Origin of the sequence: Chryseobacterium tongliaonense, from assembly GCF_041224435.1 — a bacterium.
GTDB classification, from domain to species: Bacteria; Bacteroidota; Bacteroidia; order Flavobacteriales; family Weeksellaceae; genus Chryseobacterium; species Chryseobacterium tongliaoense.
This window is the reverse complement of sequence record NZ_JBGFFD010000005.1, coordinates 53,199-73,130: the sequence shown is the minus strand read 5'-3', so window position 1 is coordinate 73,130 and position 19,932 is coordinate 53,199. Positions and strand designations below refer to the sequence as shown.

Genomic DNA, 19,932 nt, shown 5'->3' with positions numbered 1-19,932 from the left:
ATGAAAGAATTTTTCCGGCTTTTAAAACGGGAGTTTAAACTGTTTATAGGAAATTCGACATTAAGAACCGTATTCTTTCTGGCGCCGTTGTTTTATGCAACATTATTGGGGTTCGTTTATCAAAGCGGGAAAGTGGAAAATACACCGGTCATTGTGATCGACAGAGATAATACCCCATTATCCAATCAACTGACCGAAATGCTTGAGGATAATAAAAGCATCAGGGTTTTGCAGTATCTTCAGGAGCCTACAAGTATTAAAGATGAGGTGATTAAATATGAAGCTGCCGCTGTGGTAATTATTCCGTCAAGATTTGAAGGAGATATGTTGCAGAAAAAATATCCGGAAGTGAATGTGTACATCAACACAGGAAATGTTTTAACCGCCAATTTTGCGACAAAAGGACTTCAGCTTACGATAGGAACATTTTCGGCCGGAGCTGCCATGAAAGCCCTTCAGAAAATGGGAATGCCGGCAACACGGGCGGCAACCCAATATGAGCCTTTTAAAACCAATTATATTACTCTTTTCAATACTACGAGTAACTACCTGATCTTTATGTGGCCGGCAATGTTGGCAGTAGTCCTGCAGCAGGTGATTTTATTGGCAATGGCCGTAAGTTTCGCCGCAGAATTTCAGGGCGGTTCATTTATCAGAGAATACTCAAGGATGAGAAGATGGGCATTTCCAACGATGCTGATTAAAGTAATTCCGATCTGGGTATTCTCCATTCTCATTGTCGGAATGTACTATTTTATGCACATGATCTTTAAAGTTCCGATGCCAGAAGGTATCTTTAATTTTATAATACTCACGGCTGTTTTTGTAGGTTCGGCATCATTTTTAGGTGTCTTCATCAGCATCCTGATTCCTGATGCCCTGAAAGCCACTCAGATCCTCATGGTGATCGCTTCCCCGGCATTTATCATCAGCGGATTTACCTGGCCACTGAATGCGATGCCTGCTTTCGTGCAGTTTATTGCGAATATTATTCCGTTAACCCCGTTTTTACAGGCCTTCAAAATTTTGCTTATACAAAAAGGATCAGTAGAACTTACCTTCCCTTATTTAAAACATTTGGGAATTCTGTTATTGGTGTATGCCGTTTTAGGTTGGATTGCCCTTAAAATTAAACTCTGGATCACATTCCGGTACATGAAACCCGAAGAGTCCGGATCGGAAGAACCCATTAACGAAACCGATCAGTAATTTCAAATTGAGAATTGCCCCAATGCAAAACTCAAAACTCATCACTTATAACTCATAATTCAAAAACTCATCCTGTTCATTTTCAACCTTCTTTCTCTTTTTTCAAAAGAATATAAAATCAAAAGAAAAAACTGATATATTTGTTTTTTGACAATTAAACAAACTATGGAAAACGTTTTTGAAGCGAAAGTCGCTCAGGATTATATTGATAGAATAAATAAGCTTGTTGAAGACACTCACGGCTTATGGGGTAGAATGACGGTAGATCAGATGTTGGCTCACTGCTGCATCACCTATGAAATGGTTTACGAACCTGAAAAGCATAAAAAACCCGGGACAATTGCTAAATTTATTCTAAAGACATTTGTGAAACCTAAAGTAGTAGGTGAAAAAGCTTATCCGAGGGATTCCCCTACGGCTCCGCAATTCTTAATTCAGGGAAGAAGAAACTTTCAGGAAGAAAAGAAAAGACTGATTGGTTATATTCAGAAAACACAACAGTTGGGTGCTTCGGCTTTTGACGGAAAAGAATCTTTCTCGTTCGGAAAGCTGAATTCTCAGGAATGGAATAATATGTTTGCCAAGCATCTGAATCACCACCTGGCTCAGTTTGGAGTATAATGAGAATGAAAAAATATCTTTTATTTTTATTATTTGCTTTTTCAATTCATTTTGGGCAGACAAAAGAATTTCCTTTAAAAAATGAGGATTTCAGTAAGCTGTTAATGAATGATGAAACTGCTTTTGCCGGAACTATTTCCACAGATGAAACGGTTATCAGGTTGAGAATTGAAAAAGCATACAAAAACCTTAAAAAGCAGGAACAGTATTTTGTTTCGGGATATTCTGATGTGGAAGGCAATAAATCGCCGTTTTCAGGAGAAATAATTTTCACCCAAAAATATAATGTGAAAGATGATCCTGAGTCTATGCTTGTTTTTGGTGACTTTACTTTAAAAGAACTAGGTTCCGGAGAACATTCCGGGGTTTTTACAGGCAAGGTGAGAATTCAGACCCAGAAGGACCAGACAAAAGAAAACGGAACAACACTGACGTTCAAAGGAAAATGGAAAAACTATTCCGGGAATCTGGATTTTGATGTCTGGTGGGCCAATTTCCAGCCGAAGGATCTCTCTACAGTGATATTCAAATAAAATCCGAACACTATGAAAAAAATTTTATTCCTCCTCATTCTGATTTCCAATTTTGCTCTTGCGCAGATGCCTGATATTTCAAGTGTATGGCTTAATAACAGTAAAGCCTATACCGGAACTATCGGGAACAGTAATCAGGAAATCAAGCTTAAAATCAATATTTCTGAACAGAATAAGAAAAATGATCAGGAGTATTTTGTTTCCGGATATTCTCTGGTAGAGAAAAATTATTCAAAATTTGAAGGAAAAATAACCATTACAAAGTATAAAGATGCCAGGAAAAAAGGAACCGTTTATGGTGAATATGAGCTGGCTGAAGAAAATAAAGGAAAACATTCCGGGATCTTCAAAGGGAGGTTTATCTATACTTTCAAATGGAATAAAACCTCGGAAAAAATTGAAGGACAATACATAGAATTCATCGGAGACTGGAAAAGCTACGACGGAACTTTGAACTTTAAAACCCGCATAAAAAATCAATAACCATGATAAGAAGAATTTTAGCAGTAGCAGGAGGGGTTCTCACAGGATCACTTGCCATCTGGCTGATGGAGACTTTAGGGCATTATTTATACCCGCTTCCTGCCGGTGTAGGGCCGAATAATATGGCTGAATTTAAAGAATATGTGGGTAATCTGCCGTTTTCTGCATTACTTCTTGTAATCGTAGGCTATGCATTAGGTGCTGTAGTTTCAGGTTTTATATCAACTAAAATCGCGAAAGACGGTAAAAACCGGTATGCCCTGATCTGTGGTGTTTTCTTTTTACTGGCCACCGTGTATAATATGTCGGTATTGCCCACACCGATATGGTTCTGGGTTCTGGGAATTGTAGTCTGGGCATTGGTTTTAGTAGGATACAGATTAGCGTTAAATAAAAAAACAATATGAAACTGGGAGCATTTTCAATAAGCTTAAGTGTAAAAGATCTTCAGAAATCGAAAGATTTTTATGAAAAATTAGGATTCAGTTCGATGGGTGGAAACATGGAGCAGAATTATCTCATTATGAAAAACGGAAGCACACTGATCGGGCTCTTCCAGGCGATGTTTGACGGAAATATGCTGACATTCAACCCGGGGTGGGATGAAAATGCACAGAACCTTGAATCTTTTGACGATGTGCGTGATATTCAGAGGCATTTAAAGGAAAACAATATTCAGCTTGATAAAGTAGCAGATGAAAATACTTCAGGCCCGGAACATATTTTCCTTAAAGATCCGGATGGAAATATGATTCTGATCGATCAGCACAGGTAATTAATAATAATAAAAACTGATTATGAAAATTTTAAAGTGGATTATCATCGTTTTAGCGTCCATACTTATTGTCTGGCTTGTAGCTGCAGCGTTGGTTTCCGGAGAGTGTAAATATGAGAAAAGCATCTCGATCAATGCTCCCGCAGAAAAAGTATGGCAAAATACAAACACCCTGAAAGCAATGGATCTCTGGAGCCCATGGAATGACCTGGATCCGGATATGAAAAAAGACTGGACCGGAGTAACGGGACAGCCGGGAGAAAAAATGTGCTGGAACAGTAAAAACGACAATGCCGGTAAAGGCTGTCAGAAAGTTAAAAAAGTAGATGCTTCGAACAAAAGAATTGAGACTCAGATTAAATTTTTAACGCCTTATGAAAGTGAAGCCAATGCTTATGTAACCGTTGTGCCTGAAGGAAACGGAAGCAAAGCAACCTGGGGTTTTACTTCAATAATACCGTATCCGTTTACCCTGATGAAACTGTTTATGAATATGGAAGATGCTATTGGAAAAGATTATCAGAAAGGGCTTTCAAAACTGAAAGAAATCTCCGAAAAACCTTAAGACAAATTAAAACTAACCTATATTTAAAAGAAACAAATTATGGCATCAGTAAACGTTTATTTAACATTCAACGGGAATTGCAGAGAAGCATTCGATTTTTACAAATCGGTTTTCGGCGGTGAATACCCTTACATCGGAACTTTTGGAGAAATGCCTCCAATGGAAGGAAAAGAAACTCCTGAAGAGGATAAAGACAAAATCATGCACGTTTCTCTACCTATTTCAAAAGAAACGATATTAATGGGAAGTGATACCGGTGGCGAGTGGGCTTCTAACTTTAAACCAGGAAACAACTTCGCAATTTCTGTCAATGCAGAATCTAAGGAAGAAGCGGATAAGCTGTTCAACGGACTTTCTGCCGGTGGACAGGTAACAATGCCAATGGCAGATACATTCTGGGGTGCTTATTTCGGAATGTTTAACGATAAATTCGGGATCGGCTGGATGGTAAATTATGATGATCCCGCTAAAATGCAGGCTCAACCGTAATATTAATATTTTGTATACGAAACATAGTTAAAACTAACCGGCAGATTGATCTGTCGGTTTTTTATTTATGATAGATTTGTGAAGGAAGGAATTAGGTATTAGGTATTAGGTATTAGGTAGCAGGTGTAAGGCCGCAAAAGATTGGTTTAAGGGTTTAAGGTTGAGGTTTTTGAGTTTTATATAAGCTTCATAAATACGTAGCTAAAGTTTTGTTTTTTACAGGTTAGAAAAATTAAAAGAAATCTTTGCATTTAAATTTTGATTAATTTTAAAGTTGTGGCAGATTCCGTTATTATAAGAAAGATTTTAACTGATTATAAACCGTCAAGAAAAATTTTCATAAACAATATTTTTTCCTTATTATTGATATTTCATATTGACTTTAGTTGAAGTGATAGATTTTAGTAATAAATGTAAAAGATAAACTATGGAGATTTTCAGGTCGTTGGCTTTAGTGGTTTTTATTTGTGCAGCAACATTTTCATGGGCTCAGAAAAATGATTTGGGAGCCTGGTATATGTACTTCGGAAATAATAAGATCAGTAAAAAATGGAACTGGCATAATGAAGTTCAGTATCGTAATTTTGATGCTGTCGGGGATTTGGAACAGCTGCTCATCCGTACCGGTATCGGATATGACCTTAGCGAAAATAATAACAACGTTTTATTGGGGTACGGTTTTATTTTAAGCCAACCTTATGTGAACGGAGAAAAAACGGAAAATATTGAACACAGGATTTTTCAGCAGTTTATTACCAAGCAGAAGTTCGGGCGTTTCAATCTTCAGCATCGTTACCGTTTGGAAGAACGTTTCCTGCAGGATGATTTCAGGATGAGGTTCAGATATCTGTTGGGGCTGAATATTCCGATCAATCAGAAAGAAATGCTTCCGAAAACACTGTATGCTTCCGTTTATAATGAGATCTTCCTGCATTTCGACAGTCCGGTTTTCGACAGAAACAGAGTGTATGGAGCTTTAGGATATGTGATCAATAAAAATTTGAGAATTGAAGCGGGATATATGAATCAGATTCAGGAAAACAGAAACCGGGGCCAGATTCAGATCGGTTTTTATAACAATATTCCGTTTAATAAAAAATAATAATAAAACTAAAAACACTTATGCATTCAGGGAAAAAATTCGGGGCAGTAGAGTTTATCATCTGGACAAGAAGAAGTATCTATTGTTTGATTGTTTTATCAGCCATTCCTACCATATTGTACTATTGTGGATGGACGTTCTTTTCGTTTCCATGGCAGCCTATTGCAATTATGGGAACGGCAGTGGCTTTTATTGTAGGATTTAAAAATAATGCAAGCTACAGCAGGCTTTGGGAGGCAAGACAGATTTACGGAGCCATCATCAATGACAGCCGGAGTTTCGGATATATTGTAAGAGACGCTCTTTCAGGTAAGAATCCTGAGAAAGTAAAAGAAATGTTCTCACGTCATTATGCATGGTTGACGGCACTCCGTTTTCAGCTTCGTGAACCGAGAAACTGGGAAAATATGAATACGGCACAATTTGACGAGTATTCAAAAAAATATGAGATTCCTGAAAAGCTCACCAACATAGAAGATGAACTCAAAAAATACCTTTCGGATCAGGAGCTTTCCTATATTTTAAGCAAGAAAAACAGAGCGACACAACTGATGGCAAGCCAGAGCAAAGAATTATCCGAGGCTTATGCAAAAGGTGAAATTAATGATTTCCAGTGGGCGCAGATCAACCAGCAGTTGGTGAAATTTACAGATAACCAGGGAAAAGCGGAGCGGATTAAAAACTTTCCTTACCCAAGGAATTTTTCTTCCATCACGACTTACCTTTTGCTGTTATTTATCGTTTTTGTGCCCTTCGGATTACTGAAAGAATTTGATAAGCTCGGTTACGGAACTTTACTCGAAGGCTTTACGCTGTGGTTCAATATTCCTTTTTCACTGTTGGTGACATGGTGTTTTTATACATTAGACAGTGTTGGAGAAGCTTCAGTAAACCCTTTTGAAGGCAGCCCGAACGATGTTCCCATTACACAGATCAGTCGCACCATTGAGATTGATATGAGGGATATGCTGGATGAGAGCAATCTTCCACCGGCCATCACTCCGAAAAATAATATTGTCCTTTAAAATAAGTTGATCACAGGGATGCAATTTGACAATGCTTCTTGAAAAGCCTGATAAATAAATTGGCTTTGTGATTAATAAATAATTAACCTTTAAAATAAATATCAAAAATAATGATTCACAATTATGTCATAATATCAATCGCGGTATTGTTGTCTGTGATGATACTGGTGATGATCGGCCAGAAATTAAGAGTAGCTTACCCCATCTTCCTGGTGATTGCAGGATTACTGATAAGCCTGATCCCGGGAATGCCTCATATTGAAATAGAGCCGGACCTGGTTTTCCTGATCTTCCTTCCGCCGATTTTATTTGAAGCCGCCTGGTTTACATCCTGGCAGGATTTTCATAAATGGAGAAAACAGATTTTTTCAATGGCTTTCGGGCTCGTTTTTCTTACCTCAATCGTCGTGGCATATCTTTCATCCTCCATCATTCCGGGGCTTACCGTGGCGATGGGGTTCTTACTTGGTGGTGTCAATTCCCCGCCGGATGCTGTAGCAGCTACATCTGTTCTGAAGCATATGAAAATTCCAAAAAAAATTACAAACATTCTTGAAGGTGAGAGTTTGATTAACGATGCATCAAGTTTAATTGTTTTTAAATTTGCTTTGGCAGCGGTTATTTCGGGACAGTTTGTTTTCAGGGATGCCGTGCAGGATTTTTTCACCATGGCTATTGGCGGTATTGCAGTGGGAGTAGGAGTAGGTTTACTCTTCGGAGCTTTATTGAGAATTATTCCGACAAACTCAAATATTGATACCGTTATTACTCTTATCGTGCCTTATATCATGTACGTCGGAGCGGAACATTTCCATTTTTCCGGAGTATTATCGGTTGTTGCAGGAGGTTTGTTGATGTCTTACAATTCCCATTGTTACCTGAGCCACACCTCAAGGATTCAGTCGGGGAATGTATGGAGTGTCTTGATTTTCCTGATGAATACAATTATCTTCATCTTAATCGGTCTTGAATTACCTGTGGTAGTAGCTGCCATGAAAGATTATACCATTTCTGAAGGTATTTTCTACAGTGTAGTGATTGGTGGGGCCATTATCCTGACCAGAATAGTATACAGTTATGCACTCATGTATTTTCCGAGATTATGCTCCAAAGAACTGAGACTAAAGGTCCCCAAACCCGATTGGAGGGAACCTTTCATCATCAGTTTTGCAGCGATGAGAGGTGTTGTTTCTTTGGCAGCGGCATTGTCTATTCCTGCATTTTTACCTAATGGCGAAGCGTTTCCTCACCGGAATATTATTTTATTCGTAACTTTCGTTATCATTTTGATCACTTTAGTAGGACAGGGATTACTATTGTCTCCGATTCTGAAGCTGTTAAAAATAAGTGATGCCGGAAGCGAGCTGCCTGAAGAAAAACAGGAAGTGATTTTAATGAGAAAACTAAAAGAAACAGCTTTGCAGAAACTGGATGATTTCTCTGAGCTGGCAGAAAAAAACAGCCTGGTACGTCATCAGAAGCATAAATTGGAAAACGAAATGATGATGATGGCTGATAAAGCTCAATGTATGGCTTCTACAGGAGATTACGTTACGGCAATGAACGAAAATAAAGATGTGCTCCGGCAGGTGATCCAGGCACAGCGGAATGAACTTCACCGTATGAAACGCGAGAAAATATTTGATGACCATGTAATGAGAACCATCGAAATGCAGCTCGATTTTGATGAAGCGAAAATTACCGGTTTCTCACACAGCTAAATTTAAATTCCATAAAAATGAGCACCCCGATTATTATTCAGTATACCATCCATGCACCTATTGAAAAAGTATGGAAAGCATTGACAGATAAGAATGAAATGAAATCCTGGTATTTTGATATCCCGGATTTTGAACCGGAAGTTGGAAAAGAATTCAATTTCTATGAGCCGGGAGAAGAGAGAAAATATCACCATCAGGGAAAAGTTTTGGAAATTATCCCCAATAAGAAACTGAAGCATAGCTGGTCTTACCCCGAATTTTCAAAAGAAAAAACATATGTGACCTGGGAACTTGAACAGAACGATAAGGACACAATTGTTAAGCTTACCCATGAAGATATTGATAAGTTTAACGACTTAGGAGAGAACTTTTCAAGAAACAGTTTTACGGAAGGCTGGAACGGGATTATCGGTCAAAGCCTGAAAACCTATCTGGAAAAATAATTAAGTTTAAACGCAAAGACGCTAATTTTCATCGATCAAATTCTTTAAGACGTAAGGATGTCTTTGATAAAAGCTCCAGCATGTTTATATTGAAAATCTTTGATTTTCTTGCGCCTTAAAGACCGGACATTATAATAAATTAGCGTCTTTGTGTTTAACCTATTTAATTTTAAACAAAATATACATGGCAAAATATACTTTCCTTCGTCCCATTCTCTGGACAGAAAATCTTGATGACACCATAGGATTTTATACCCAGATTCTGGGTTTTTCGTTATTGGGCAGAAATGATGACTGGCAATGGGCTTCCCTCCGTAAAGATGATGTGCAGATCATGCTTTCAGCTCCCAATGAACATGAAAAATTTGAGGGAATAGGCTTTACAGGGTCATTTTATTTTAATGTGGATAATGCGGATGATCTTTGGGAAGAGCTTAAAACCAAAACAAAGATCTGCTATGAGATTGAAACTTTTGATTGGGGAATGAGGGAGTTTGCGATCTATGACAATAATGGCTATATATTACAATTTGGTGAACCTGTAGATGAAATTAGCAAAGCGGAATAAAATTTGCTATTTTTGGGGAAATATTTAGAAATTCAATGAAGAAAAATATAATAGCAGGTTTTGCAGCGATTCTATTGTTGGCATCTTGTACCAATAAAGATGAAAAAATCCTGAGCACCCTGAATGATTACAACAACTCAATGGAGCAGAAAGGATATCATTTCGGAGATAAACTTGAGCTTCCGAAAGACGTTTCGGAAAATGCCGAAAGTATCAGCATCAGCTTCGGTGACAAAGAAACTTCAAACCTGACGATCGATCCTAAATTTTTCACATTAGGAGATAACGCAGTTACATTCAATATTAAGACAAAAGGCGGGGCAACCCTGAATCAGGATGCTACCATTAATGTTTTTGCCAAAAATCCCGAGAAAAATATTTCCTACCAGATTATAGCCGAATATCCTCACAACCCGGAAAATTTTGTCCAGGGTTTCCAGATAGAAGGGAATACGATCTATGAAAGTGACGGTCAGAACGGAGCATCACAGATTTTAAAATATACATTGGGAACCACGACACCTCTTGCTTCCACAAAACAGGCTCAGGAAGATTTTTCTGAAGGAAGCACCATTGTAGGGGATAAAGTATACCAATTGACATGGCAGAGCAAAAAAGGATATATTTACGATAAAAGCTCTTTAAAATTATTATCAGAATTTGCTTATCCAAACGTTCTTGGAGAAGGTTGGGGGTTAACGTATGACGGTAAAAACCTTATCGCATCAGACGGAAGCAAGCTTTTATATTTCCTTGATCCGGAAGATCCGTCAAAGCTGATTAAATATATAGCAGTTGCCGGAAGCAGCCAGGCTTATGATCAGCTGAACGAACTTGAATACCATAACGGATTTATCTACGCGAATGTATGGCAAAAGCCGGTTGTTTTAAAGATCAATCCTGCCAACGGAGAAGTAGTAGGAACGTTTGACTTTACAGAAATTGCCAAGCAGAATACCAAAGGAAGCGATGATGTGCTGAACGGAATTGCCTTTAAAGGTGAAAATATGCTGGTAACAGGTAAAAATTGGCCGAAAATCTACGAAGTTGTCATTAAATAATAAAAAAATCAGACAGCTTCATCCTCTGGTAAAATATAACGGATAGCGTTCCTTTGGAGCGCTATCCGTCTTTTAATAAACATAATTTCTGCGGATAATGATGCCTGTTTTATGAAATTAGTTACCCGGGATAAATTTTACTATTTTTGGGGATCAAATTAGAAATTGAGTGAGAAATAATATACTGGCAGGTTTTGCAGCCTTTTTATTGTTGACATCCTGTCATAAGGATGAAAAAATATTGAATACTTTAAGTGATTACAACAACTCGATGGAGCAGAAAGGATATCATTTCGGTGATCAGCTTGAGCTTCCGAAGGAGGTTTCAGAAAATGCAGAAAGTATCATGATCAGCTTTGGTGACAAAGAAACTTCAAATCTGACGATTGATCCGAAGTTTTTCACATTGGGTGATAATGACATCACTTTCAATATCAAAACAAAAAGTGGCAAGATGCTGAATCAGGATGCTACCATTAATGTTTTTGCCAAAAATCCCGAGAAAAATATTTCTTATCAGATTATAGCCGAATATCCCCATGATCCGGAAAATTTCACCGAAGGATTTCTTTTGGAAGGCAATACGATCTATGAAAGCGTTGGTAAAGAAGGCTCTTCTAAAATGATAAAGTATACATTGGGGCAGGACAAACCGGTTATGATTCAAAAGCAGCCTGATGATATATTCTCTGAAGGGTGTGCCATTGCAGGAAATAAATTATATCAGCTAACCTATCATAGTAAAAAAGGATTTGTGTATGATAAGAATTCTTTAAGCCTGCTCTCTGAATTTCCTTTACCCAATGTGATTGGTGAGGGTTGGGGACTTACCTATGACGGAAAAAACCTTATTGCAACAGACGGAAGCAAGTTTTTATATTACCTTGATCCTGGAAATCCTTCAAAAGTTGTGAAAACTATGGCTGTAGCAGGAAATACCCAAACCTATGATCAGTTGAATGAACTGGAATATCACAACGGATTTATTTACGCCAATATCTGGCATAAACCGATTATTTTGAAGATCAATCCTTCAAATGGAGAAGCAGTTGGTGTATTTGATTTTACAAAAATTATGGATGAGAATACCAAAGATGATGCTGAACACGTTTTAAACGGGATTGCCTTTAAAGGTGAAAATATGTTGGTAACGGGTAAAAACTGGTCTAAAATTTATGAAGTTGATATTAAGTAATGAAAATTTAAAACAGTTTTGATCAGAATAAAATAAAGTATGTAAATTGGTAAGAATATTGAGAGTACTGCATTTAATATTAATCTTCATTTTCTGTACATTTTCTGCACAGAAAGCTCTTCCATTAGACACTTTAAAGCTAAAGGAGGCAAGAGATATGTTTGCTGATGACTACGGTAATTTGTATATCTACAAAAACAAAGACTTCAGCTTTACAAAATATGATTCCCTGGGAAATCAGATCGGAAAAATGATGCTTACCGTACCTTATAAAGTGCAGACGGTTCAAAATCCGTTAACGGTTCCGTTATTCTCGGAAAATGCCCAGGAACTGAAATTTGTAGACCAGAACCTTAATGAGATCCAGCGTGTGGATTTCAAGCAGAAATTTGCGTTTATAAAAATGGCATATGCCGAAGACCTTCAGCAGATATGGTTGCTGGACGAAAGCTCAAAACGTCTGATTCAATATAATTTCCGGAATGATACGACGATAAATTCATACCCTTTTGATGCCAGTTTTGATGATCTGATGGATCTTCTGGTATTTGAGAATAAGGTGTATATTTTAACAAGGAAAGACTTCAGGGTTTACAGCCTGAAATTTGAAAAGCTTTTTGAAGTGCCTTTAGAAAACGGGAAACGCTTCAGAAGGGAAAATGAATTCATTCTGGTGATTACGAATAATTCGATTCTTAAATATATCCCGGAAAAAGAACTGGTCAAGATTTTTGAAGATCCTGACGCACAAATTGTGGATAAAAACACGCTTTCTTATTTTGAAATCAAAGCGAACAACCTTTATCTTTACAACCTTGAAAAAAGTAAAGAACCTAAACTACAAACCGACCCTGAACCTGAACAAAAACCAACAGAAAAACCTTCTGACCAGTCAAAGGAGCAACCGGATAATGCAGCCGGGCAAACTATAGAAAAAGTGGAGGAACAACCTAAAGAGCAATCTGCAGATAAACCTGCAGACAATACTTTACAGAAACTTATAGAAGAGACTTCTGAAATTCAGGCCGTAGGTATTTAGTTATTTACCGGATAAGTATTATTAAAACATTAAGGAAAAAATATGCATATTGCAGTTACAGGGAATATTGGAGCAGGAAAAACTACATTGACGACCATGCTTTCAAAGCATTACGGGTGGGACGCACAGTTCGAAGATGTAGATCACAACCCTTATCTTGAGGATTTTTATGCCGATATGAGCAAATGGAGTTTTGCCCTACAGATCTATTTTCTCGGAAGCAGATTCCGTCAGGTGAAAGAGATCAGAGAAAGTGGTAAAAATATTATTCAGGATCGTACGATCTATGAGGATGCACACATTTTTGCGGAAAACTTAAATGATATGAACCTGCTTTCTGACAGGGATTTTAATAATTATGCCGCTGTATTCAACCTGATGAAATCTTTTGTTTCAGCTCCGGATCTATTGATCTACCTGAAGTCTGATGTACCGAATCTTGTGAAAAAGATCTATAAAAGAGGCCGGGAATATGAAGCATCGATCAGTATTGAATATCTTTCAAAGCTGAATCAGAAATACGAAAAATGGATTTCAAACTATACAGAGGGAAAGTTGCTGATTATTGAAGTTGATGACCTGGATTTTGTAGAGAAGCCTGAAGATTTCGGGTTTATTCTGGAAAAAATCGAAGCAGAGCTTAACGGATTGTTTTAACAATTATTTACCAAATATTAAGATTCCCGTAACCTGATTTCTTACTAAATTTGTTAGAGTACAAGTTTAATTTTAAATACAATTAAATATGTTAGTGAAGGTCTTACATAATGGAAGCTGTTCAAAATCGAATGCGGTTCTGGAATATCTCGATGAAAATGGAGTGCCGTTTGAGATCATCAACATCGTTGAAGACCCCTTAAGCATTTTAGAGATAAAGACCGTATTGAAAAAATTGAATCAGAGTGTTTTTCATATCATCAGAAAAACAGAAAAGCTATATACGGATAAATTTGCAGATAAAAATTATTCGGAAGAAGAATGGCTTAAAATATTATCAGAAAATCCTTCTTTAATTCAAAGGCCGATTCTGATAAAAGGTTCGGTAGCCATGTTGGGAAGGCCTATTGAAAATGTAAAGTTTTTTATAGAGAAATAAGAAAATTGAAATAAATAAAAAAGTCAGCTTTACGCTGACTTTTTACTTTCTATAACAGAATAACGCCTTCTATTCTGGCTACTTCCTGATAAATTCTGACCACCTGATCGGCATCCAGTACAAATGCATTAATGTTACAGGCTGTATATTTTCCGTTTTTACTCTCACGGTTTCCTAATGTGAATTTAATGCCATCAAAAACTTTATAAATTTCGGTGAGTTTTGCCTGGTCTGTCGGAATGATGAACTTAAATAAATAGTCTTCCGGAAAATCGTGATGATCTTCCAGTTTTTCCTTCAGAGACTTATAAAAATCCTCCGGGCTGGCGTGTTGATTTCCTTGTAATATATCCATCTACAAATTTTAAATTATATATAAATATAACGAAATTTTATTTATTTTCCAAGTGGCCCCAACAGAGCTTTGGAGTTCTGAATTTCGTAATCTTCAATAATGTTGAACAGTCCGTTTACCAATTGTTCAGAAGCAAGCTGGCTTAAGCCTCCCACATTCACGGTATTGCTGTTCCCGCCTAACAGACTTCCCAATAAATTACTCCCTGACAAAGCTGTATTGATGGTCTTGACAATCCCATATTGATTTAGCTGCTCATCTACTTTTGGAGTAATAGCTGCTATTAATCGCTGAGCGGTCTTTTCTTTTAATATCTGGGTTGCGGTTCCTTTTTCACCCTGGATAATTCTTGTTACATCCTGTGCATTCAGACTGTTTACGGCATCCACCAGGATCGGTTTTGAAATATTTACGGTATAGGAAGCCGCCTGGGCAATATAATCTCTTTCTTTTGCGACAAGAGAAGGGGCTATTTTTTCCAGCGTTGAATTGATCTCTCGCAATTGTTTAGGTAACGCTTTATCTACCATATTATTTTGCAGAAAAGCATCTTTATTACTGTAGATCCCCATTCCCTTATCAATTCCGTTGATTAAAAACCGTTTAATAACAGATAAACCCAGGTCACTTGTGGCTAAAGTAGTGCATGACTGTACAGAGGTATAGATTACTGTACCAATGCCAAACATAAGAGCTGCGGCGATAATATATTTTTTCATTGATCTTTTTTCTTATTTTTTCAATTATTGAGCCAAAGTTAAATACTATTATTTGTTTAACAAATTTTTATAGGAATTAAATAATTCAACATTATTTGATTTATTTTTAATAATTTTAAGACTATGAAATTTATATAATAGAATCATTAACACACAATCAAAATTATTATGAAAAATTTTATCCTATTCATTTTTTTCTTTATGACTCTTATAGTTAAATCGCAGGTTACTGTGGCATTTAAAGATTTTAAGGTAAATAATAATGCACATAGTATAAGCAATCCCATAAATCTGGGAACGGGAGGATCTGTAAATGTCAAATTTACTGTATTGCTTACAAAGTCATCAACCTATGTAGTAGGGAATTGTAAATTATTTATCAGAACTTACAACAGCTACGGGCAATATACGGATTTAGTTGATCCTCTTAATATATACCTTCCGGATTCCGGAACAAGCTTTGCCACTGCTATTGATGCTAATATATCATCTACCTATATCACTTATGAACCGGGTAATTATTTATCAGTAGAGCTTGTAGCACAATCTTCGGGAGCAGTTTGGTACTCTCCAAGACCGGTTGTTGTAAAAACTCCTTCGTTTACGCTTTCACCAACAAGCATTACAATACCATGTGGCTCAACATCTCCGGTTACTCTTACTTGTAACAGCAGTACAAATGTGGGAACCTATGTTTATAAATGGAACGTTGGCACTGGATGGAATAAAGATGGTAGTCCGGTTTCAGGAATCATAACAACAAGTACTAATTCTATTACTTTATCACCTACTGACCCCAATATTTTACCTTCAAATATTTCACTGGAAATTATTTGGAATACAAATTATTCTTTTGGTATGACCTGTTTAGTCAAAAGAGAAATATTTGATAGTTCAGGCTCCCTACAAATTTCAGGTGGCTCGCCAACAGTGTGTACTTTCCCGGCTACTCAATCCTTTAGTATCAATTCCGGAAGTGGGAATACTGTTTCCTGGACCAGCTCGGATAGCTCAGTCGGAGAAGTGCAGACAGTTAACGGAACTTCAACAAGTGTTATTGTCAAAAGACAGGGAGAATTCACTTTAACAGCAACGGTTTCAAATTCTTGTAACCAAACCAAAATTGTAACAAAAAAAGTCTGGGCAGGAACTCCATTGGTTTACATGCCAAATGCATATTGTGGAAATCCATATGATTCCGTTTGTTTCAATTCTAATTATAATGTACCTACCGGACAATATAGTAATGTAGTTGTTGATGCGTTAGGTTTTGATGGTACACCAAATTTAGATACAGATTTTGAATGGGAGAAAATTGACGGACCATTTACGTTTGCATCGTACGGTAATGGTTATTATTCAAATGTATCAAACAACGGGACTAAAGTAACCGGAAGAATGGCAATATTGTATATAACTTCAGGGTATAATTATATGCAGGTAAGAGCAAGAGCAAAGAATAGTTGTGGTTGGGGACCCTGGAAAAATATTTTATTCCAAAGCGGAGGTTCAAAAATGTCTTTAAGTATAAAAAATTATAAAGTTTCTCCAAATCCGGCGACTGATTATATAAATATAGTTCCGGCTGATGAAAATGATACGGAAATAAATAAAAGTACAGCAATTGTTTTTGCAGAATTATTTAATGCAGCAGGAGTAAGAGTTGGTAAAACCGAATTACAGCATAATAAAGGAAAAATTTATGTTAACGGATTGAACCAGGGAGTATATACATTAAAAATATATACCAATAAACAACAGGAAGATCATCAGGTTATCATAAAATAAAGTAGAAATATATTCTTATAAAAAAAGCTGTTTTATCCTTTTAAAACAGCTTTTTGCTTTAGTTTAAGAATTTAATTGCAAAAAAATGAATACAAATTATGATTTTAATAAATTTTTAAGTTAACAAAAAAATTAAAAAAATTAAGTTAACTTAATATTGTTAGAGATATTTTTATAATTTTGAATAATGTCTTTTTTTGAGAATAACATGTTTTCCTTTATTAAAGGCAGTTTACAGGCGCTAAAGCTTGTTTTGAAATTTGATTGTACGAAATAAAAATGAACTATATGAAACAAAGTGATTTAAAGTATTCATGTCTCATTGCTGTTTTATACTTCGGTATGAATGTCAATGCGCAGGTTACCCCTCAAGATACTGTTACTAAAGAACAGAAGATTGAAGAGGTAGTAATGATCGGATATGGTAGCCGTAAAAAAGTAGATAATACTACAGCTGTAAGTTCTCTGAATGCGGAAGAAGTAACAAAAACCAAAGTATTAAATGCAACGCAGGCTATTCAAGGGAAGGCTGCCGGTGTACAGGTAACATCATCTGATTTGCCGGGGTCTACGCCTACAGTAATGATCAGAGGTCTTGGAACTGCTTTAGGGGGACGAGATCCTTTATATGTAGTTGACGGATTGTTTGTTGATAATATTAATAATATTAATTCAAATGATATTTTAACTTATGATGTGCTAAAAGATGCATCTGCTTTAGCTATTTATGGAAACAGAGCGGCAAACGGAGTTATTATTATTACAACTAAATCGGGAAAAGGAAAAGGAATCACTGTGGAATATGATGGATTTACCGGAGTAAGAATGCCTTTGAAAAAAGTGAAAATGGCTGGAAGTAATTTATTTTCCAGCTATAATAATATAGCTTTTGGAGCGACAAGATATTCCCAGGATCAACCTGTAAATACAGATTGGTTTAATGAAATTACAAGAACAGGAACTTATAATCAACATAATTTATCATTATCAGGAGCTTCAGAAAATGCTAAATATTTCTTAAGTTTAAGTAATTATGATGAAAAATCAATATTACAGGGAACAGATTATAACAGGTCTACTGTAAGAACAAATAATGAGTTTAAATTCTTGAAAAGAGTTACAATATCTCAAAATTTAAGTGCAACATTTACAAATACTACCCCTAAACCATTAAGTGCTTTCACTGCTGCATATAAACAATCTCCGATAGTTCCGGTGTATTTCCCTTCTGGTCAGTATGGAGTTTCTTTTGTAGGAAGTAATGGTTTTGCATCTCCAACAGGACAATCATTTAATAATGTCGGAAACCCTGTAGCAAGCTTAGCTTATAATAATGAAAGACAAAATTCATTTATTCTTCAAGGAGGATTAAAAATGGATATCGATCTGTTTAAGGGTCTTAAATTTACGTCTCAATTCTCAGGAGAATATTCTAATTTTAAAAGCTATAATTATGTACCTTCTTTAGCAATCTGGTTATCGCAAGATCCAACAAGAGTTCCGGGGGGATATAATACAGATCCTGATCCTGAAAAACAATTACCATTAAATTTATTAACCAATACACGGAAAGACTATTTTAACTGGGTTTTAACAAACTTCTTTACATACAATAAAAAGTTCTCTGATATTCATGATATTGAAATTACTGTAGGTACTGAATCTACCATGCGAAGTGGTGAAAATGAACTTACAATTCAGAGAAAAAATATGATTGAAAATAGTAATTATTGGGATATTTACGGTACCGGAACAGAAGCTTTTAATTACGCCGATCAAATTGTAAAAGCAAATTCAATTAATAGAAATAACAATACTACAAATTCTTACTTTGGAAGATTGCAATATAAGTTAATGAACAGATATTTATTAACAGCTACTGTAAGAAGAGACGGATCTTCGCAATTTTCAGAAGGAAATAAATGGGGGACTTTCCCATCGTTTGGAGCAGGCTGGGTAATTTCAGAAGAAGGTTTCTTAAAAGATAATTCGATTATCAATTTATTAAAAATTAGAGCTGGTTGGGGAAGATTGGGAAATCAAAGAATACCTACCAACTATCTTCCTTTTGCTACAGGAGTAGAATATAATTATGCTTTTGGTGGAAGTAGTACTTCAAACGGAACTACTATAGATCAAATTTATGATCCAAATCTAGGCTGGGAGATTACGGAAGAAACAAGTGGCGGAGTTGATTTCGAATTGCTTGACCGAAGATTAAAAGGATCATTTGATTTGTACAGCAAAATTACTAAAAATTTAATTCTAGCATCTAAACCTGTTTCTACAACTGGATTATCAAAAGTGGGATACTCTCACCTAGGAGAAGTATCTAATAAAGGTATTGAAGTCTCATTGGGATGGAGTGATACGATTGGAAAAGACTGGAGCTATTCAGTTAATGGAAACTTTTCAGTAAATAAAAATAGACTTGAGAAATTATTTGATGGTTATAACCCTATTATAGGAGGTGGATTAGGAAATGGACAAGATACGAAATACCTTAATGATAGTGCTATTGGCCAGCCTTTGGGAAGTTTTTATTTATGGGAATTTGGAGGGTTAGATTCAAATGGCAATTTTACTTATGTAGATACAAACGGAAATGGAACGACAGGATCTAATGATGCTAACGATAGACGGTTTTTTGGTTCATATATTCCCAAATCAACTTTAGGTATCAATGTTGGGGTTCAATATAAAAATGTAGATTTAAGTGTGAATGGTTATGGAGCTTTTGGACATAAAGTATATAATGGTAAAAAAGCACAGAGATTTGGTGGAGAAAATGTTGAATATGATGTAGCCAATAATTATTGGTCACCAACTAATACAGGATCATCAAATCCGGCACCATTCAATGCTGTGCCACTTGCCTCCACGTATTATTTAGAATCAGGTGATTTCTTTAGAATTAATAATATTTCTTTAGGATATACTTTAAGCAAACCGGTAGATTATCTGTCTAGTTTGAGATTTTATGTAAGTGCGATAAACCCGTTCATTTTTCAAAAATTCTCAGGATATTCTCCTGAATTGAACGCAAATGGAGATCCGTATGGTTTGACAGGTGTTGAATTGGACGCCTATCCGACATTAAGATCTTTTGTATTTGGTGTAAATGTTAAATTTTAATTAAGAATCT

Annotated in this window: 22 protein-coding genes; 20 read left to right on the top strand and 2 right to left on the bottom strand. The window is 36.2% G+C overall.

All coding sequences use genetic code 11. From position 1 onward, the window contains the following. From AB8P06_RS12135 to AB8P06_RS12050, 18 genes are all read left to right on the top strand, one after another. A complete protein-coding gene (locus tag AB8P06_RS12135) occupies positions 1-1,209 on the top strand; it encodes an ABC transporter permease (protein ID WP_369842093.1) in 1,209 nt (402 codons plus the stop codon). A 165-nt stretch (positions 1,210-1,374) separates the two neighbouring features. Then, a complete protein-coding gene (locus tag AB8P06_RS12130; protein WP_369842092.1) occupies positions 1,375-1,830 on the top strand; it encodes a DUF1569 domain-containing protein in 456 nt (151 codons plus the stop codon). A 5-nt stretch (positions 1,831-1,835) separates the two neighbouring features. Beyond that, on the top strand, positions 1,836-2,363 hold the full coding sequence (locus tag AB8P06_RS12125; RefSeq protein WP_369842090.1) for a hypothetical protein: 528 nt from the start codon (positions 1,836-1,838) through the stop codon (positions 2,361-2,363). A gap of 12 nt (positions 2,364-2,375) precedes the next feature. Then, the gene (locus AB8P06_RS12120) at positions 2,376-2,846 is read left to right on the top strand and encodes a hypothetical protein (protein ID WP_369842089.1); all 471 of its coding nucleotides are present in this window, start codon (positions 2,376-2,378) and stop codon (positions 2,844-2,846) included. A 2-nt stretch (positions 2,847-2,848) separates the two neighbouring features. After that, entirely contained in the window at positions 2,849-3,253 is a 405-nt protein-coding gene (locus AB8P06_RS12115) for a hypothetical protein (protein ID WP_369842087.1), read from the top strand. Continuing rightward, the gene (locus AB8P06_RS12110) at positions 3,250-3,621 is read left to right on the top strand and encodes a VOC family protein (protein WP_369842085.1); all 372 of its coding nucleotides are present in this window, start codon (positions 3,250-3,252) and stop codon (positions 3,619-3,621) included. The genes AB8P06_RS12115 and AB8P06_RS12110 overlap by 4 nt, the downstream gene beginning before the upstream one ends. 22 nt (positions 3,622-3,643) lie before the next feature. After that, positions 3,644-4,186: an SRPBCC family protein gene (locus AB8P06_RS12105; protein ID WP_369842084.1), complete on the top strand. Its 543-nt coding sequence runs from the start codon at positions 3,644-3,646 to the stop codon at positions 4,184-4,186. A gap of 39 nt (positions 4,187-4,225) precedes the next feature. Continuing rightward, the gene (locus tag AB8P06_RS12100; RefSeq protein WP_369842081.1) at positions 4,226-4,675 is read left to right on the top strand and encodes a VOC family protein; all 450 of its coding nucleotides are present in this window, start codon (positions 4,226-4,228) and stop codon (positions 4,673-4,675) included. A 427-nt stretch (positions 4,676-5,102) separates the two neighbouring features. Continuing rightward, the gene (locus tag AB8P06_RS12095) at positions 5,103-5,777 is read left to right on the top strand and encodes a DUF2490 domain-containing protein (RefSeq protein ID WP_369842079.1); all 675 of its coding nucleotides are present in this window, start codon (positions 5,103-5,105) and stop codon (positions 5,775-5,777) included. 20 nt (positions 5,778-5,797) lie between these two features. Continuing rightward, entirely contained in the window at positions 5,798-6,802 is a 1,005-nt protein-coding gene (locus AB8P06_RS12090; RefSeq protein WP_369842077.1) for a bestrophin family protein, read from the top strand. 110 nt (positions 6,803-6,912) lie between these two features. Then, positions 6,913-8,523 (top strand): Na+/H+ antiporter, encoded by a 1,611-nt coding sequence (locus AB8P06_RS12085; RefSeq protein ID WP_369842075.1) that lies wholly within the window; start codon positions 6,913-6,915, stop codon positions 8,521-8,523. Positions 8,524-8,540: 17 nt separating this feature from the next. Then, a complete protein-coding gene (locus AB8P06_RS12080; protein ID WP_369842073.1) occupies positions 8,541-8,966 on the top strand; it encodes an SRPBCC family protein in 426 nt (141 codons plus the stop codon). A 184-nt stretch (positions 8,967-9,150) separates the two neighbouring features. After that, complete coding sequence (locus tag AB8P06_RS12075) at positions 9,151-9,534, top strand: bleomycin resistance protein (RefSeq protein WP_369842071.1); 384 nt, start codon at positions 9,151-9,153, stop codon at positions 9,532-9,534. A 35-nt stretch (positions 9,535-9,569) separates the two neighbouring features. Next, entirely contained in the window at positions 9,570-10,595 is a 1,026-nt protein-coding gene (locus AB8P06_RS12070) for a glutaminyl-peptide cyclotransferase (RefSeq protein ID WP_369842069.1), read from the top strand. A gap of 169 nt (positions 10,596-10,764) precedes the next feature. Further along, positions 10,765-11,790: a glutaminyl-peptide cyclotransferase gene (locus AB8P06_RS12065; RefSeq protein ID WP_369842068.1), complete on the top strand. Its 1,026-nt coding sequence runs from the start codon at positions 10,765-10,767 to the stop codon at positions 11,788-11,790. Positions 11,791-11,836: 46 nt separating this feature from the next. After that, complete coding sequence (locus tag AB8P06_RS12060; protein WP_369842066.1) at positions 11,837-12,829, top strand: hypothetical protein; 993 nt, start codon at positions 11,837-11,839, stop codon at positions 12,827-12,829. 42 nt (positions 12,830-12,871) lie between these two features. After that, the gene (locus AB8P06_RS12055; RefSeq protein WP_369842064.1) at positions 12,872-13,486 is read left to right on the top strand and encodes a deoxynucleoside kinase; all 615 of its coding nucleotides are present in this window, start codon (positions 12,872-12,874) and stop codon (positions 13,484-13,486) included. An 88-nt stretch (positions 13,487-13,574) separates the two neighbouring features. Then, positions 13,575-13,925 (top strand): ArsC/Spx/MgsR family protein, encoded by a 351-nt coding sequence (locus AB8P06_RS12050; RefSeq protein ID WP_369842063.1) that lies wholly within the window; start codon positions 13,575-13,577, stop codon positions 13,923-13,925. 49 nt (positions 13,926-13,974) lie between these two features. Here AB8P06_RS12050 and AB8P06_RS12045 read toward each other — a convergent pair whose 3' ends face one another. Beyond that, positions 13,975-14,280, bottom strand: a complete 306-nt coding sequence (locus AB8P06_RS12045) for a DUF493 family protein (RefSeq protein WP_007845726.1) — start codon at positions 14,278-14,280, stop codon at positions 13,975-13,977. Positions 14,281-14,321: 41 nt separating this feature from the next. Beyond that, positions 14,322-14,999, bottom strand: a complete 678-nt coding sequence (locus AB8P06_RS12040) for a DUF4197 family protein (RefSeq protein WP_369842061.1) — start codon at positions 14,997-14,999, stop codon at positions 14,322-14,324. Between the two features lie 201 nt (positions 15,000-15,200). On the opposite strand from AB8P06_RS12040, the gene AB8P06_RS12035 reads away from it, so the two are divergent. Then, the gene (locus tag AB8P06_RS12035; protein ID WP_369842059.1) at positions 15,201-16,787 is read left to right on the top strand and encodes a T9SS type A sorting domain-containing protein; all 1,587 of its coding nucleotides are present in this window, start codon (positions 15,201-15,203) and stop codon (positions 16,785-16,787) included. A 288-nt stretch (positions 16,788-17,075) separates the two neighbouring features. Further along, positions 17,076-19,922: a SusC/RagA family TonB-linked outer membrane protein gene (locus tag AB8P06_RS12030; protein ID WP_369842057.1), complete on the top strand. Its 2,847-nt coding sequence runs from the start codon at positions 17,076-17,078 to the stop codon at positions 19,920-19,922. Positions 19,923-19,932 lie beyond the last annotated feature (10 nt).

Coding starts and splice junctions, on each gene's coding strand:
- AB8P06_RS12135 (WP_369842093.1), top strand. CDS start 1: ATGAAAGAATTTTTCCGGCTTTTAAAACGGGAGTTTAAACTGTTTATA.
- AB8P06_RS12130 (WP_369842092.1), top strand. CDS start 1,375: ATGGAAAACGTTTTTGAAGCGAAAGTCGCTCAGGATTATATTGATAGA.
- AB8P06_RS12125 (WP_369842090.1), top strand. CDS start 1,836: ATGAAAAAATATCTTTTATTTTTATTATTTGCTTTTTCAATTCATTTT.
- AB8P06_RS12120 (WP_369842089.1), top strand. CDS start 2,376: ATGAAAAAAATTTTATTCCTCCTCATTCTGATTTCCAATTTTGCTCTT.
- AB8P06_RS12115 (WP_369842087.1), top strand. CDS start 2,849: ATGATAAGAAGAATTTTAGCAGTAGCAGGAGGGGTTCTCACAGGATCA.
- AB8P06_RS12110 (WP_369842085.1), top strand. CDS start 3,250: ATGAAACTGGGAGCATTTTCAATAAGCTTAAGTGTAAAAGATCTTCAG.
- AB8P06_RS12105 (WP_369842084.1), top strand. CDS start 3,644: ATGAAAATTTTAAAGTGGATTATCATCGTTTTAGCGTCCATACTTATT.
- AB8P06_RS12100 (WP_369842081.1), top strand. CDS start 4,226: ATGGCATCAGTAAACGTTTATTTAACATTCAACGGGAATTGCAGAGAA.
- AB8P06_RS12095 (WP_369842079.1), top strand. CDS start 5,103: ATGGAGATTTTCAGGTCGTTGGCTTTAGTGGTTTTTATTTGTGCAGCA.
- AB8P06_RS12090 (WP_369842077.1), top strand. CDS start 5,798: ATGCATTCAGGGAAAAAATTCGGGGCAGTAGAGTTTATCATCTGGACA.
- AB8P06_RS12085 (WP_369842075.1), top strand. CDS start 6,913: ATGATTCACAATTATGTCATAATATCAATCGCGGTATTGTTGTCTGTG.
- AB8P06_RS12080 (WP_369842073.1), top strand. CDS start 8,541: ATGAGCACCCCGATTATTATTCAGTATACCATCCATGCACCTATTGAA.
- AB8P06_RS12075 (WP_369842071.1), top strand. CDS start 9,151: ATGGCAAAATATACTTTCCTTCGTCCCATTCTCTGGACAGAAAATCTT.
- AB8P06_RS12070 (WP_369842069.1), top strand. CDS start 9,570: ATGAAGAAAAATATAATAGCAGGTTTTGCAGCGATTCTATTGTTGGCA.
- AB8P06_RS12055 (WP_369842064.1), top strand. CDS start 12,872: ATGCATATTGCAGTTACAGGGAATATTGGAGCAGGAAAAACTACATTG.
- AB8P06_RS12050 (WP_369842063.1), top strand. CDS start 13,575: ATGTTAGTGAAGGTCTTACATAATGGAAGCTGTTCAAAATCGAATGCG.
- AB8P06_RS12045 (WP_007845726.1), bottom strand. CDS start 14,280: ATGGATATATTACAAGGAAATCAACACGCCAGCCCGGAGGATTTTTAT.
- AB8P06_RS12040 (WP_369842061.1), bottom strand. CDS start 14,999: ATGAAAAAATATATTATCGCCGCAGCTCTTATGTTTGGCATTGGTACA.
- AB8P06_RS12035 (WP_369842059.1), top strand. CDS start 15,201: ATGACTCTTATAGTTAAATCGCAGGTTACTGTGGCATTTAAAGATTTT.
- AB8P06_RS12030 (WP_369842057.1), top strand. CDS start 17,076: ATGAAACAAAGTGATTTAAAGTATTCATGTCTCATTGCTGTTTTATAC.